Below are 14462 nucleotides of genomic sequence, written 5' to 3'. Positions count from 1 at the left end.
TTGCTCGCGATGGCGGTGTGTCAGTCACATCAACTTCAACTGATCTGACGCCATCGCGAGCAAGCTCGCTCCCACAAGGATTCCACTCCGGAGGAAGATTTGTGTACCCACCATCCAAACGCTGGCTCCTGCGAGCCGCTTCACTGCTGCTCTGCCTGTTGTTCTGGCAGCTCGCCGCCAACGGCCACTGGGACCTCGGCCTGGTGACCTTCGCCAACGTCCCGACCCCGTTGGCGGTGGTCCAGGCGGCGCTCGGCCTGGGTGAATCGGGCAATCTCGCCCGGCACCTGGGCAGCAGCCTGGGCCGGGTCTTTGCCGGTTATGGCGCGGCGCTGTTGATCGGCGTGGCGCTGGGCCTGGCCATCGGCCGTTCGAAATGGGCCGAAGACCTGTTGCTGCCGCCATTGGAAGTGCTGCGGCCGATCCCGGCGGTGGCCTGGATTCCCCTGGCAATCCTGATGTTTCCCTCGTCGGAATTGTCGATGGTGTTCATCACCTTCACTGGCGCGCTGTTCCCGATCCTGCTCAACACTGTTCACGGCGTCGAAGGCGTGGACCGCCGGCTGATCGCCTCGGCGAAAAGCCTCGGGGCCGGACGCCGGGCGATCCTGCTGGAAGTGATTCTGCCGGGCGCCGCGCCGAGCATCATCACCGGCTTGGCCATCGGCATGGGTACGTCCTGGTTCTGCCTGGTGACCGCGGAAATGATCGCCGGCCAATACGGCATCGGCTACTACACCTGGGCCTCCTACACCGTGCAGAACTACGCCGACATCGTGGTCGGCATGTTACTGATCGGTGTGTTGGGCATGGGCAGCAGCCTGTTGATCAAACGCCTGGGCGGGTTGTTCACGCCTTGGCATCGACCACGAGGGAAAGCCTGATGAGCGTGATGCAAACACCCGAAGGGCGGATCGATATCCGTCAACTGTCCATTGTCCTTGGCCAGGGGAACCAGGCGTTCGAAGCGGTCCAGGGCCTCGATTGCCGGATCGAGGCGGGCCAGTTCGTCTGTGTCCTTGGCCCGTCCGGTTGCGGCAAGTCCACCTTGCTCGGGGCCTTGGCCGGGCATCTGCAACCGCATTCCGGCAGTTTGAATGTCGACGGCTTGAGCGTTTCCGGCCCGTCGCCACAACGCGGCATGGTATTCCAGCAACACACGTTGTTCCCCTGGCGCAGCGTGCGTGACAACGTCGCGTTCGGCTTGAAGATGCGCGGCTTGGGCAGGGTCGAACGGCACCGGGCCGCCGATGAAATCCTCGCGCTGGTGGGCCTGGAAGGCTTCGCCGGGCACTGGCCGGACCAGCTCTCCGGGGGCATGCAGCAGCGGGTGGAGATCGCCCGGGTGCTGGTCAACCGTCCACGGTTGCTGCTGATGGACGAACCCTTCGGTGCGCTGGATGCCCTGACCCGCTTGAACATGCAGGCGCTGCTGCTGGACATCTGGACCCGCATCCGTACCACGGTGGTGTTCGTGACCCACGACATCGACGAGGCGTTGTTCCTGGCCGATCGCTTGCTGGTGATGAGCCCGCGTCCGGGACGGATCATCGAAGACCTGCGCCTGGACTTTCCACGGCCACGCACGACTGAACTGGTGACCCGTCCTGAATTTTCCCGTTTGAAGCGCCACTGCCTCGACCTGCTGCGTCATGAAGACGGCCGGCAGTTGCCGCGCCTCAATCCCCTCGGGCTTCCCCCTGAAACCTCCTTGCCGCGATTTGCCCTATGACCTCTCTATTCGAAAACACCGACAACGACGACATCCTCGCCCTGCAACCACGCCTGACCGACGAAGACCCGGGCGTGCGCCGTATCGCCCTGATCGAACTGGCCGACCTTGAGGAACCTGAAGGCCTGCTGTGGCTGGTGGACCGCCTCGCCGGGGACCCCAGTGCCGACGTGCGTGCCGAAGCCGCGCGCTTGCTCGAAGCCTGGGAGGACGCGCCGGTGGTGGCGGCCCTGTGCGAGGCCCTGACCGATCCATCGCCGAGCGTTCAGGTCGCTGCCGCCCAGAGCCTGAGCCTGCTCAAGAGCGAGGCGGCGGGAAGGGTGATCCTGCCCTGGACGGCACATGCCGAGGCCGGTGTGCGCGTCGCGGCCTTCAGGGCCTTGCGTGAATTGCGCCTGGCCGACGCTGCGCCGGCGGCCCTCGCCGCTTTGGTCGACAGCGAGGCCAGCGTGCGCCGCGAAGCGGTCGGCGTGCTGGGCTGGCTCAAGCACCTCGACGCCTTGCCGGCCCTGGCCCGGCTGGCCAGTGATGACCCAGACACCGATGTGCGCCGTGCCGCCACCGGGGCCCTTGGCCTGGCTTCGGATGCGCAAGTCTTGCCGGCGCTGCGCCAGGCCCTTCGGGATCCGGCCTGGGCGGTGCGCGAAGAGGCCGCCACGACCCTGGGCAAGGTCGGTCACGCCGATGCCGGCCCGGCCCTGGTCGAGGCGCTGGCCGATGATTACTGGCAAGTGCGCTTGCGGGCGACCCGCAGCCTGGGGCGTTTGCGCTATGTCCCGGCGTTGGCGGCCTTGATCGAAACCCTGGGCCATCGCATCAGCAACCTGCGCAAGGAGGCGGCCCTGGCCTTGGGAGAACTGAACGATCGCAGCGCTATTGCTGCCTTGCAAGCGGCACGGGACGATGGTGACCCGGAAGTGCGCAAAGCCGTGCGCATTGCCTTGGGTCAGTTGCAATGAGCCCGCTGGCGATGGGCAATTCCCGGGACAAAGGGCAACTGAAGCTCAACTGGCCTGACGGCCGTGAACAATACCTGGACCATGCCCTTCTGCGCCGGCAATGTCCCTGTTCCCAGTGCCGGGCGTTTCGTTTGCAGGGGCTGACGGTTCAGGTTGATCCGCGGGTCCGGGTGGTTGGAATCAATGCCCAGGGCTATGGGGTTCAGTTGGTGTTCAGTGACGGGCATGAGCGGGGGATTTTCCCCTGGGTTTATCTGGCGGGTTTGTGACAATCAAAGTCCCCGCTAACCGTTCAAGTGAACAGCACTGGGCCAAAACACCGGTTTTTTGTGTCTGTTTGTTGCCTGAAGCGGGTGTTCGTCGATCTACCGGATTGACATCTTTTTCCTGCAAACAACCCCCAGTAAACTCGCACCCCCCATGAAACAAGATTAGCCACGCTGCCTGGTCGCGTTCTGTTGCACAATACGCCCCGGACCGTTTCTCTCAGGATGTTCAATGTTCAAATCATTTCCCATGCGCACCGTAGGGCTTGCATTGGTGCTGGCCGCCGCAGCCGGTTGCTCGTCGAAGAAAACCGCCATCTATGAGCACGAGAACTTCGATGATTCCGGCACGTTCTCGCGCACGTATCCGGTGAGTGACGCGGCCACCTGCGAAGCCGGGCGCCGGGCGTTGCTCAGCCAGGGCTATATCATCACCAGCAGCGATCCGAAGCTGGTCAGCGGTCACAAGAGTTTCCAGCAGACCGGCGAAACCCATATGGAGATCAGTTTCAACCTGGTCTGTGCCGAAGATGGCGGTACCGGACACCGGGCGACCATGTTCGCCAACGCCTTGCAGGACCGTTATGCCCTGAAGAAAACCAACAACTCCGCCAGCCTGGGCGTGGGCGTGCTGGGTTCGGTGTCGATGCCGATCGGCTCCTCGGATGATTCGATGGTCAAGGTCGCCAGCGAAACCGTGTCGGCGGCCAAGTTCTATGAGCGTTTCTTTGCCTTGGTAGAGCTGTTCCTGCCTCCCGAAGCGAAGAAAGCCGCCGAGAATGCCGACAAACCGAAGGCTGAGCTGGGTGTACCGGAAACCAAGGCCGAGTCGGCTGCCTTGATGCCTGCACCGACTCCAGATCCGGCTCCAGCTCCAGCTCCAGCGGCCGAGCCTGTTGCGCCTGCGCCTGCAGCGGCCACACCCGTCGAGGAGGCTGCGCCGGCCCCTGTCGAAACCGCTCCTGCGGTGTCGGAGCCTGTCGCACCGCCGAGCGAGCCCGCGCCGATTGCGCCTGAATCGTTCGAGTCTGCGCCGACGACAGAAACCGTGACACCGCCACCACCACCGTCCAGCTCGTTGCCGGCCCCGACCGAGCCGATCCAGCCGCTTCCGGCCTCCTGAGATCCAGCGGCAGGGAGTGACTTCCTGCCACACTTCACGCAGTAATTTCCCGACCCTGTGCTACGTTTAATTCATGAAGCCTTTGCTTCATGTTTTGTTCATAAAGCAGCTTTATGCTGATGCCAGCGCCATCAGGCATTGGTTCAACGACAGGGGAAGGACGCGTAATGGATGATTATCAGGAAGAGCTGCTGGAATACCAGGCCTACGAACTGGACCCGCTGGAACCCGCCGAAGATGCAACGGAGTTGTAAGCGAGTTGCAAGCAGCAAGGTTTGAGCAACAAGCCCAACGCTTGAAATTCAACGCCCTCTGTGGCTACGGCGAAACTCCCCAGGCGTCTGGTCATTCCAACGCTTGAAGGCCCGTTGAAAGGCTTCGGCTGAGGCAAACCCCAACAGGTAGGCGATTTCGCCGAACGCCAGTTCGGTATCGCGTATGTAGGTCATGGCCAAGTCGCGACGGGTGTCGTTGAGGATGGCGCGAAACTGCGTGCCTTCCTCGGCCAGCTTGCGACGCAGGGTCCAGGTCGGCAGCTTCAGGCGAGCCGCCACTTCTTCCAGGTCGGGTTCCCGGCCGCCGCTGAGCAACGGCCCCAGCAGTTGGATGATGCGCTCGCGCAGGCTGCGGGTGCGGGTCAGCTGTTCCAGTTCCCGTTCACATAACTGAACCAGGTGATGCCAGGTACTGGGGCAATGCTGCGGGTTGCGCTGGGCGAGGCTGTCCAGGCCCAGGCGCAGTTGATTCTGTTCGGCGCCAAACTGGATCGGGCAGTCACCGAGTGTGCGGTAGGCCTCCAGATACGCCGGTTCCTCGAATTCGATGTCTATGCGTTCGGGCCGCAGCGCGACGCCGCTGACGCTGGATAATTGCGCCAGCCAGCCGGCAATGATCGAGTCCACGACGAAGCGGTTGTAGGCGTTATACGGGCTGATGGAATAGAACCGCAGCCAGGCGCCGCGGGCATCCTCATGGAAACTCGATTGGCCGCGATAGTTGGAGCCGTACAGCGGCTCGAAGCGGATCATGCAGCGGGCCGCCTCGCGTACCGTCGGCGCCTGGGCAGCGGTGACGCCGGCCAGCCCGGCCTGGCTCAAACGGCCGAGCTGACCCATGCGCAGGCCCAGGGCCGGGTCCTGGGTCTGCTGAATCGCGGCGTGGCCCAGGCGCATGTACCGTGGAATCGACAGGCGTGCCCCGGGCTCGGCCAGGCGCGCGGCGTCGAGGCCGTACTGTTCAAGCAGGGGCTTGGGGTCCTGCCCATGGCTGGCGACCGCGTCAGCCAGGCTATGGACGAAGCCTACCGACAGGTCCCCCAGGCGCATCGGCTGCGGTTTCATGTTTACAACCACAAGTTCAACAGGCGGGCGCCACGGGCTTCGCTGTCGGGGAAGTGCTGGCCGTTGTGGCTGATAAAGCTCTGGCCGGCACTGCCGCTGTCCCAGAACTGCCCGCGCAGGAACACGCTGACGCCGCCCCGGGCCTGGCTGATAGGCAACTGGCTGGTCAGTGTCAGGCGATGCCAGGCTTGCCCCTCACTCACTTCGCCAGGCCTGAGGCTCACTTCGCTCGGCGTGGACAGGCCTTTATAACCGCTCCAGGGCTTGTCCCAGGCGCCGCGACCGATGACAAAGGCGGGTACCGCGATCAGTTGCGCACCCTGTTCATTGAGCTGGCGGTAGTGGAGCGGGTACCAACTGTCGCTGCCGATGAGCACGCCCAGGCGCCCGGCAGGCGTGTCGATGACCAGGGGGGCGGCCGGATGTTCGGCGCCCAGCACATCCTGTTGCTCGAACACCGGATGTCGTTGGCGTTGCGGCTGGCCGATCGGCCGGCCATCGCTGCCGAACACCAGGCTGCTGTTGTACAACGCGCCACGGCCAATCTTCAGCTCGCCTTCGTTGACGCTGGGTTCGGGCAGCACGATGGAGCCAGCCACCAGGGTGATGCCGAACTCCTTGGCGAGCCCGCCGAACAGTGTTTGATAATCACGGGCCATGCGCTCGGCTTTCATGCGCAGGTAGGCATCGTCCAACCGGTTACTGCCCTCGGCGCTGACCAGCGCCTGGACGAACGCCAGCGGATTGCTCACCGCCAGCCAGTTCATGGCTTCCTTCAAGGAGGTGGCCTGGTACAACTCGTCTTTTTCGCCACCGACCATCAGCCAGGTGCCGATGTGCTCGGGCAGGACCACGACGGTCTTGGCACTGAGAAAACCCTGGTCGCGGGCCGCCTGCAGATAGGCCGCCAGTTTGCGATGCAGGCGCTCGGGGCTCTGGTAGTCGGTGGGGAACAGTTCGGGTTGGATGCCCAGCAGATTGCCACGGTCGGCCGGCGTGCCCTGGTCGACCGCCAGGGTGATACGCAGGTCTGACAGGTAATGGCCGGCCGGCCGATCCGTCGTCCACAGTGCGTAGGTGACCAGGGCGGCAATCAAGGCCAGTGAAAACAGCAAGTACAGAAATTTGCGCATGGGGGAACAGTCAGCGGCCGTGTTCAGGTTCGTGATTTTTCATCAAGAGTCACGGGGCAGGGTACGGTAAAACAAGGGATTAGCGAAGGGCGGGTGAGGATTTGTACGCACGGCAAGCGTACGCAAAGGCGTCCATGGAACCCGTGGACGCCCTTGGCGCTGGGCAGGGCGGCTAGTGACTCTTGGCCTTCCTGATCCGGATCAGAATCAGCAACATGATCAACAGCACCGGTGGCGTCATGCCCAGCAGCGCGTCACGGGCCGAGAGGTGTGCGCCCAAGGTGTGCAACCCGCTGTAGACCAACTTGAACAGGTTGATCAGGTAGTAAGTGATGGCGATGATCGACAGGCCTTCCACGGCGCGCTGGATCTTGATCTGGGCATCGGCGCGGGCATTGAGGCTGCGCAGGATCTCGGCGTTCTGGTCTTCCATCTCGACTTGCACGCGGGCTTGCAGCAGGTCGCCCAGGTTGGCGACGCTCATGGCCAGTTGTTCGAGGCGCTGTTCAGTGGCGGCGCAATAACGCACCGTGGGCTTGAAACGGCGTTCGATGAACACGCCCAAACGCTGGCAATCTCCCAAATGGCTTTCGCGCAACTCCCCCAGGCGCTCGAACACCAGTTGCGCGTAGGCGCGGGTCGCGCTGAAGCGGTGGCGAGTCCTGACCGAGCTGCTGACGACCTGGCGCGACAGCAGGGCGATATCCTCCAACAGGGCCTTGGCATGCACGCCACTGGCGTTGGCGTTGCGCTCGGAGAGGCTCACCAGGGTGCGATCGAATTCGTTCAGTTGCGGGTCCAGTGCCTTGGCGATACTGAGGGACAAGGACGCCATCATGCGATAGGTTTCGATTTCCAACAGGCGCCGGATCATGCGCCCCTGGCGATAGGCGTTGAGCCGTCGGTTGATGAACAAGAGGCGATTGGTGCCGTCCTCGGTCAGGCGAAAATCGCTCCAGACCACCGCATCGCCACCGCCCACGCATGAGCCGCAAGGGTCCTTGAACCCGTAGCTGGGCAGGTCGAGGCCGGCTTCGGCACGCACCACCACCTGAACGGCATTGATGAGGTGCTGGGTGTGGCCTTCGATGCCCCGGGCAAGGCTTTCGGGCAGTGTCGTCCATTGCAGCTCGTTGCTGCTGGCAGGCACGACCAGGGTCAGGGTAAAGAATTCGGCGTGGCGCTCCCACTTCAGCGGATGGCCTTCCAGGCGGGTGATGCCTTGTGCGGCGTCTGCTGCGACGGTATCGGGGCACAGTCTCTCGAGCAGTGCGTTGCACTGGGCGTTGTCGCCCAGGAATGCCAAGTGGAAGACGTGGGCCGGTTCGTCGAAATACAACGACGGGCGGGCGTGCAACTCGTTGTGCAGCATTTTTCGTTGGGGATGCATGCGAGGGCGACCGTGTAATTGGCGTTATTTTGGAGGTGAGCACCTGAGCCAGCGTTCATAGGACTGGCCCATCCCGTCGAGAGTCACGCACAGCTGATCGGCGTCCTGCACATTTGGATCATTAAGTTGTCAGTTACGGTCATTGAGCAGCCGCAGCCGGACTCTTACGCTGTGGGCCATGACAGACGCAAGCCGCAGAACTTGCGCTTTATTCCGTGATCGCCCGTTGTGGAGTTACCGATGACCGCCTCTCATTACCCGCACCTGCTGGCCCCGCTGGACTTGGGCTTCACCACGTTGCGCAACCGCACCCTGATGGGTTCGATGCACACCGGCCTGGAAGAGAAACCCGGCGGCTTCGAACGCATGGCGGCGTATTTCGCCGAGCGCGCCCGGGGCGGCGTGGGCCTGATGGTCACCGGTGGGATCGGGCCGAACGACGAAGGCGGTGTCTACTCCGGCGCGGCCAAGCTGACCACCGAAGAAGAGGCGCTCAAGCACCAGATCGTAACCCGGGCCGTGCATGAGGCCGGCGGCAAGATCTGCATGCAGATTCTGCACGCCGGGCGCTACGCCTACAGCCCCAAGCAAGTGGCACCGAGTGCGATCCAGGCGCCGATCAACCCGTTCAAGCCCAAGGAGCTGGATGAGGAAGGCATCGAGAAGCAGATCAGCGATTTCGTCACGTGCTCGGTCCTGGCCCGGAAGGCCGAATACGACGGCGTCGAAATCATGGGCTCGGAAGGTTATTTCATTAACCAGTTCCTGGCGGCCCATACCAACCACCGTACCGACCGTTGGGGCGGCAGCTATGAAAACCGCATGCGCCTGCCGGTGGAAATCGTCCGTCGGGTGCGCGAGGCGGTAGGCCCGAACTTCATCATCATCTTTCGCCTGTCGATGCTCGACCTGGTGGAAGGCGGCAGCACCTGGGACGAAATCGTCCAGTTGGCCAAGGCCATCGAGCAGGCGGGCGCGACGATCATCAACACCGGTATCGGCTGGCACGAAGCACGGATTCCCACCATCGCCACCAAGGTTCCACGGGCGGCGTTCAGCAAAGTCACGGCCAAGCTGCGCGGTTCGGTGAACATCCCTTTGATCACCACCAACCGCATCAACACCCCGGAAGTGGCCGAGCAGATCCTGGCCGAAGGCGATGCCGACATGGTTTCCATGGCGCGGCCGTTCCTGGCCGATCCGGAGTTCGTCAACAAGGCTGCCGCCGGTCGCAGCGATGAAATCAACACCTGCATCGGCTGCAACCAGGCGTGCCTGGACCACACCTTTGGCGGCAAGCTCACCAGTTGCCTGGTCAACCCGCGGGCCTGCCACGAAACCGAGCTGAACTACCTGCCGGTGACCCAGGTGAAGAAAATCGCCGTGGTTGGCGCTGGTCCGGCCGGGTTGTCCGCGGCCACGGTGGCGGCCGAGCGCGGGCACCAGGTGACGCTGTTCGATTCGGCCAGCGAAATCGGTGGCCAGTTCAACGTCGCCAAGCGCGTGCCGGGCAAGGAAGAGTTCTTCGAAACCCTGCGCTACTTCAAGCGCAAATTGCAGACCAGTCATGTCGAGCTGTGCCTCGACACCCGGGTGGATGTGGCGCAATTGGTGGCCGGCGGTTACGACGAGATCATCCTCGCCACCGGCATCGCCCCCCGGGTGCCGGCGATTCCCGGGGTGGAGCATGCCAAGGTCTTGAGCTACCTGGACGTGATCCTCGAACGCAAGCCGGTGGGGCGCAGTGTCGCGGTGATCGGTGCCGGCGGTATTGGCTTCGACGTGTCGGAATTCCTGGTTCACCAGGGCGTCGCCACCAGCCAGGACCGTGAGGCGTTCTGGAAGGAGTGGGGGATCGACACCCATCTCCAAGCGCGCGGCGGCGTCGCCGGGATCAAGGCCGAACCCCATGCACCGGCGCGCCAGGTGTTCCTGCTGCAACGCAAGGCGTCCAAGGTCGGTGACGGCCTGGGCAAGACCACCGGCTGGATTCACCGCACGGGCCTGAAGAACAAGCAGGTGCAGATGCTCAACAGCGTCGAATACTTGAAGATCGACGACGACGGCCTGCACATTCGCATCGGCGAAACCGGCGAGCCGCAAGTGCTGGCGGTGGACAACATCGTGATCTGCGCCGGCCAGGATCCGTTGCGTGAGTTGCAGGAAGGCCTGGAAGCGGCAGGGCAGACCGTTCACCTCATCGGCGGTGCCGATGTGGCGGCTGAGCTGGATGCCAAGCGGGCGATCAACCAGGGCTCGCGGTTGGCGGCGCAGTTGTAAGGCACAACAACTGTGGACGCGACCTTGCTTCGCAAATATGGAAGTCAAGGTCGCCGCTGATTCCAGGTGGGAGCGGGCTTGCTCGCGAAGGCGGTGTGTCAGTCAATGAAAATATTGGATGTGCCTGCCTCTTCGCGAGCAAGCCCGCTCCCACAGGTTTTGGTGGTGTCGGATCGTCCGTGACCAACTGGTAAGATGCCAGCCTATTTCCTCCGACCTGCCGCCATGCTGCTTCCCGCCCTCGACTGGCATCCCCAACCCCGACTCGAACCCCTTCACCTGGACTGGCTCGCCCATGCAGGTGTTGAAGTGGCGGTGTTGCGCCTGGACCGGATCGATCCACTGATCAGCGGCAACAAATGGTTCAAACTGGTCCACCCTCTGCGCGCCGCCCATGAAGCCGGTGCCGAGGGGATCATCAGCCTGGGCGGGGCCTATTCCAATCATTTGCATGCGCTGGCGGCGGCCGGCAAGCGCTTCGGGTTTCCCACGGCCGGGCTGCTGCGCGGTCACCCCCAGGACACGCCGACGGTGCGCGACCTGACAGCATTCGGCATGGAATTGCATTGGTTGGGTTATGGCGGGTACCGAGAGCGACATGCCCCAGGTTTCTGGGGGCCGTGGCAGGCCCGCTATCCACATTTGCACCCGGTGCCCGAGGGCGGTTCGGGATTGCCTGGGGCACAAGGCTGCATGGCCTGGGCGGCCAGTGTCGATCAACAATTGGGGGCGTTGGGGTGGGCGGATTATCACGGCTGGTGGCTGGCCTGCGGCACGGGAACATCATTGGCCGGGCTGGTGCTGGCCGAAGCGGGCAAGCGTGCGGTCTACGGTGTGCTGGCGGTGCCCCCGGACCATGGCGTGGCCCAGCAGGTCGAGCGCATCGTGGGGGAGGCGGGGCTTTGTGATCCGCGTTATGAATTGCTCGACGGCAGCCGTGGTGGTTTCGCCCGGGTCGATGCCGAGCTGACTGCCTTCATCGAAACCACGGCGGCCATCGAACTGGAACCGTTGTACACCGGCAAGGCCTTGATGGCGCTCAAGACGCACGTCGAGGCCGGAAGGTTTGCCCCTGGCACCCGTTTGATCTTTGTCCACACCGGCGGTCTGCAAGGCCGCCGAGGGTTTGACTGATGGCGATCAGCCGCGTTTGGGCATCATCCGCAACAGCGTGTTGTCGCGTACCACGTAGTGGTGATACAGCCCCGCCAAGGCATGCAGGCCAATCAACCAATAGCCGATGGTGCCGCCGAGCACATGCCAGCCTTCCAATTGCTTGGCAAAATCCTTGTCTTGATCGATGAGCAACGGCAAGTCGAAACCGTAGAACATCACCTGGTGTCCTTCGGCGCTGGTGATCAGCCAGCCCAGCAGCGGCATGGCGATCATGAATACATACAGCGCCCAGTGCATCAGGCGGGCGAGGAGGGTTTGCCAGGCGGGGGAGGCCGGGAAAATTGCCGGTGCCTTGCCCCTGGTGCGGGCGAACAGGCGCAGCCAGGCCAGCAGGAACACGGTCAGGCCAAGCATGAAATGCGCTTCCTTGATCAGGGTCCGGCCACCACTGCCCTTGGGGAAAATTCCCCGCAACTCAATGCAGGCATAAACCACGGCCAGCAGCACCAGCATTAGCCAATGCAAGGTTACCGTGACGGTACTGTAGCGGTTTTCCGAATTTTTCCAGGGCATCGCGGTATCTCCAACAATCAGGGCAAAGCGCCGTCTAGAGCGGCGTTGTGCATTAACTGTATGCCCGTTTCGCTGGGTTTGCATGAGCCAGATCAGGTTTGCGGCAAGAAGCCACGTTCAGGCTCAGGGCGTGAAGTCTGGCGGGTTCAGCAGCCAGTCCAACAGCAGTCCGGCATCAGGGTTGCCACGGGACGGTTTCGGTGGGGCGGCGGCGTGTCCTGCGCCGGTATCGACAGCCCCTGGGCACAGCACCGGCCGATCGGGGTCGCCATCGAGAAAACTGACCAGCACTTCGCTGCCGGCCACCAGCGAGGGGCTGTTGTTCAGCGTCAGTCGTGACACGGGCAGCGTGATGCCCTCCTGGTCCGGCGCCCATAGGCTGACGCTGACTTGCCCGCGCTCATCGGACTGGGCCGGTTGGCCGGGATGGCCGAGTACATGGGCCAGGTGATACCCGGGGATGCAGGGCTTAGGGTGCTTGAGGGCCGGCCTGAACACGGTGGCCCAGGGAATGGCGGTGAAGCGATTGTGGTAGTCACGGGCCGACGATGTGGCGGGCAGGTCCGGTTCAAGGATCGAAAACTGCCGTCCGCGGTGCTGGACCTCGGTGATCAGCCATTGATCGTTGAACGTGGAAACCGGGTGCTCGCAGATCTGCACGATGTCGCCGCCGTGCAGGGCGGGTTGGTCACTGTGGCCATGGATTTCCCGCTGCCGACAGCGCAACCGTTCCAGGTGGCGGCGACCGGCCTGGTACCGGTGAGTCAAGGCCGGATCGCCGTGCATGACCTCATGGTCGATCTGCTCAATGGGTTGATTCGCCGCCCAGGCCTCGGTGTCAGTCGTGGCCCGATCGCTGAACCCGACGGGCAAGCCAGGCAGCACCCCGTGGTGACGCAAATACAAGCGCTTGATGGCCGGTATCGAGTTGTCGTTCGGGCGCAGGGACAGTTCGACGGGCCGTGTGGGAAAACTCTTCGGGTCTTCGGCAAACACCAGGACGTGGCCCTGAGGGGTGTGTTCGAAGTGGTAATGAATGCCTTCTTCCTCGCACAGCCGTTGCAGGAGGGTCAGGTCGCTTTCGTCGTACTGGATGCAGAACGGGCGGCATGGATACTGCCCGTGGGGCAGCTCGAAACGGTAGCTGTCGGCGGGCAGGCCGTTGTCTTCCAGCAGGCGTCGCAGCACCTGCACCACGCTGAGCCGATGGAAAACCCGGCGCCGTGGGCCTTGTTCCAATTGCTGCAGGTAGGGAACCAAGGTCAAGCGATAACCGATGCGCCGCGGTGCCGGGGCGCTCAGGCAAACGCTGTGGATAATCCCATGGATACCCGAGTCGCGGTCCAGGCGCAGGAAGGCCGGGTGCCCCAATAGCAGGTCGGGGTCTATCGGTGGGGCCAGGCCGATCAATTCGAGGTCGAAACGGTACGGCTGGTTGAGGGCTTCGCGGCCATTGAAGCGCAAGACTTGCAGCTGCAAGTCGCTTTGCGTGAGCGTCAGGCTGAAGGGACTTTCCGTGTCGTTGCGCATCGCGCCTCCTACTGGCGGGGAGAGAGGCACAGAGGGTACGAAACCACGGGAGGAAATGGTGCTTGTGAGCCGCTATTTCAGAAACGCCCTACAACACACTGTGAAAATGTCGATCCGGCACGGTGATTTTTTGGTCGATCAGCCGGTTTAGGCCGTATAAACTTGCGCCACAGCGCCGGCCGACAGATGTCTCGGCGCGTCAGACAAGAGAGTGAGTAATGGGCGCACAGTGGAAGGTTAAACACAAAGAAGCGGCTGCCAACGCCAAGGGCAAGATCTTCGGCAAGCTGGTGAAGGAAATCACCATTGCCGCGCGCAACGGCGCTGATACCGCGACCAACGCGCACCTGCGGCTGGTGGTCGAGCAGGCGAAAAAGGCCTCGATGCCCCGCGAGACCCTGGAGCGCGCGATCAAGAAAGGTTCTGGCCAGCTCGGTGAAACCGTGCAATACCACCGTGTCACCTACGAAGGGTTCGCGCCGCACCAGGTGCCGCTGATCGTTGAATGCGTGACCGATAACATCAACCGTACCGTAGCCGAAATTCGCGTCGCCTTCCGCAAGGGCCAACTGGGTGCCTCGGGTTCGGTGGCGTGGGACTTCAATCATGTCGGCATGATCGAAGCCGCGCCGGACAGCCCGGATGCCGATCCGGAAATGGCCGCCATCGAGGCCGGTGCCCAGGATTTCGAGCCGGGTGAAGAAGGCGCGACGTTGTTTATCACCGACCCTGCCGACCTCGATGCGGTACAGAAGGCCTTGCCGGAGCAGGGCTTCACCGTGTTGTCGGCCAAGCTGGGCTACCAGCCGAAGAACCCGGTCAGCGGCTTGACCGATGAGCAGATGGCCGAAGTCGAAGCCTTCCTCGAAGGCCTCGACAATCACGATGACGTGCAGGACATGTTTGTCGGGTTGGCGGGGTAAGCGAATACGCGCAACCCCTGTGGCGAGGGAGCTTGCTCCCGCTCGGCGGCGAAGCCGTCGCAAATGGGCCGACGCGGTCTTACTGACAGACCGCGGT

Annotated in this window: 14 protein-coding genes; 9 read left to right on the top strand and 5 right to left on the bottom strand. The window is 63.1% G+C overall.

The annotated features are described in order from the left end of the window. The first annotated feature begins 101 nt into the window (after window positions 1-101). The 6 genes from ACLH0I_RS19395 (at window position 102) to ACLH0I_RS19370 (ending at window position 4334) form a co-directional block, all read left to right on the top strand. On the top strand, window positions 102-884 hold the full coding sequence (locus tag ACLH0I_RS19395) for an ABC transporter permease (RefSeq protein ID WP_250964279.1): 783 nt from the start codon (window positions 102-104) through the stop codon (window positions 882-884). Then, a complete protein-coding gene (locus ACLH0I_RS19390) occupies window positions 884-1732 on the top strand; it encodes an ABC transporter ATP-binding protein (protein ID WP_411385137.1) in 849 nt (282 codons plus the stop codon). Before ACLH0I_RS19395 ends, ACLH0I_RS19390 begins: the two co-directional genes overlap by 1 nt. Further along, window positions 1729-2691 (top strand): HEAT repeat domain-containing protein, encoded by a 963-nt coding sequence (locus tag ACLH0I_RS19385; protein WP_411385136.1) that lies wholly within the window; start codon window positions 1729-1731, stop codon window positions 2689-2691. The genes ACLH0I_RS19390 and ACLH0I_RS19385 overlap by 4 nt, the downstream gene beginning before the upstream one ends. After that, window positions 2688-2960: a DUF971 domain-containing protein gene (locus ACLH0I_RS19380; RefSeq protein ID WP_250964282.1), complete on the top strand. Its 273-nt coding sequence runs from the start codon at window positions 2688-2690 to the stop codon at window positions 2958-2960. Before ACLH0I_RS19385 ends, ACLH0I_RS19380 begins: the two co-directional genes overlap by 4 nt. Window positions 2961-3189: 229 nt before the next feature. Then, window positions 3190-4080 (top strand): DUF2242 domain-containing protein, encoded by an 891-nt coding sequence (locus ACLH0I_RS19375; RefSeq protein ID WP_411385135.1) that lies wholly within the window; start codon window positions 3190-3192, stop codon window positions 4078-4080. Between the two features lie 119 nt (window positions 4081-4199). After that, window positions 4200-4334, top strand: a complete 135-nt coding sequence (locus ACLH0I_RS19370) for a hypothetical protein (protein ID WP_264083855.1) — start codon at window positions 4200-4202, stop codon at window positions 4332-4334. Window positions 4335-4382: 48 nt separating this feature from the next. Here the strand turns inward: ACLH0I_RS19370 and ACLH0I_RS19365 are convergent, their stop codons facing one another. The 3 genes from ACLH0I_RS19365 to ACLH0I_RS19355 all read right to left on the bottom strand — a co-directional run bounded on the left by ACLH0I_RS19365 (window position 4383) and on the right by ACLH0I_RS19355 (window position 7943). Next, the gene (locus ACLH0I_RS19365; RefSeq protein ID WP_250964284.1) at window positions 4383-5420 is read right to left on the bottom strand and encodes an AraC family transcriptional regulator; all 1038 of its coding nucleotides are present in this window, start codon (window positions 5418-5420) and stop codon (window positions 4383-4385) included. Between the two features lie 2 nt (window positions 5421-5422). Beyond that, complete coding sequence (locus ACLH0I_RS19360) at window positions 5423-6553, bottom strand: carbon-nitrogen hydrolase family protein (RefSeq protein ID WP_411385134.1); 1131 nt, start codon at window positions 6551-6553, stop codon at window positions 5423-5425. 172 nt (window positions 6554-6725) lie between these two features. Then, on the bottom strand, window positions 6726-7943 hold the full coding sequence (locus ACLH0I_RS19355; RefSeq protein ID WP_411385133.1) for a DUF3422 domain-containing protein: 1218 nt from the start codon (window positions 7941-7943) through the stop codon (window positions 6726-6728). 240 nt (window positions 7944-8183) lie between these two features. On the opposite strand from ACLH0I_RS19355, the gene ACLH0I_RS19350 reads away from it, so the two are divergent. Then, a complete protein-coding gene (locus tag ACLH0I_RS19350) occupies window positions 8184-10223 on the top strand; it encodes an FAD-dependent oxidoreductase (RefSeq protein WP_411385132.1) in 2040 nt (679 codons plus the stop codon). 225 nt (window positions 10224-10448) lie between these two features. After that, the gene (locus ACLH0I_RS19345) at window positions 10449-11357 is read left to right on the top strand and encodes a 1-aminocyclopropane-1-carboxylate deaminase/D-cysteine desulfhydrase (RefSeq protein ID WP_411385131.1); all 909 of its coding nucleotides are present in this window, start codon (window positions 10449-10451) and stop codon (window positions 11355-11357) included. A gap of 6 nt (window positions 11358-11363) precedes the next feature. On the opposite strand, the gene ACLH0I_RS19340 is transcribed toward ACLH0I_RS19345, so the two are convergent. Together ACLH0I_RS19340 and ACLH0I_RS19335 are read right to left on the bottom strand one after the other, a co-directional pair. Beyond that, a complete protein-coding gene (locus ACLH0I_RS19340) occupies window positions 11364-11912 on the bottom strand; it encodes a cytochrome b (protein ID WP_186710601.1) in 549 nt (182 codons plus the stop codon). Window positions 11913-12035: 123 nt separating this feature from the next. Next, window positions 12036-13442, bottom strand: a complete 1407-nt coding sequence (locus ACLH0I_RS19335) for a type VI secretion system Vgr family protein (protein WP_411385130.1) — start codon at window positions 13440-13442, stop codon at window positions 12036-12038. Window positions 13443-13660: 218 nt separating this feature from the next. On the opposite strand from ACLH0I_RS19335, the gene ACLH0I_RS19330 reads away from it, so the two are divergent. After that, entirely contained in the window at window positions 13661-14365 is a 705-nt protein-coding gene (locus ACLH0I_RS19330) for a YebC/PmpR family DNA-binding transcriptional regulator (RefSeq protein WP_058544045.1), read from the top strand. Window positions 14366-14462 lie beyond the last annotated feature (97 nt).

This window comes from Pseudomonas sp. MPB03 (genome assembly GCF_046605385.1).
Taxonomy (GTDB): Bacteria; Pseudomonadota; Gammaproteobacteria; order Pseudomonadales; family Pseudomonadaceae; genus Aquipseudomonas; species Aquipseudomonas zanjanensis.
The sequence above is the reverse complement of the archived record's forward strand: the minus strand, read 5'-3'. Positions and strand labels throughout refer to the sequence as shown.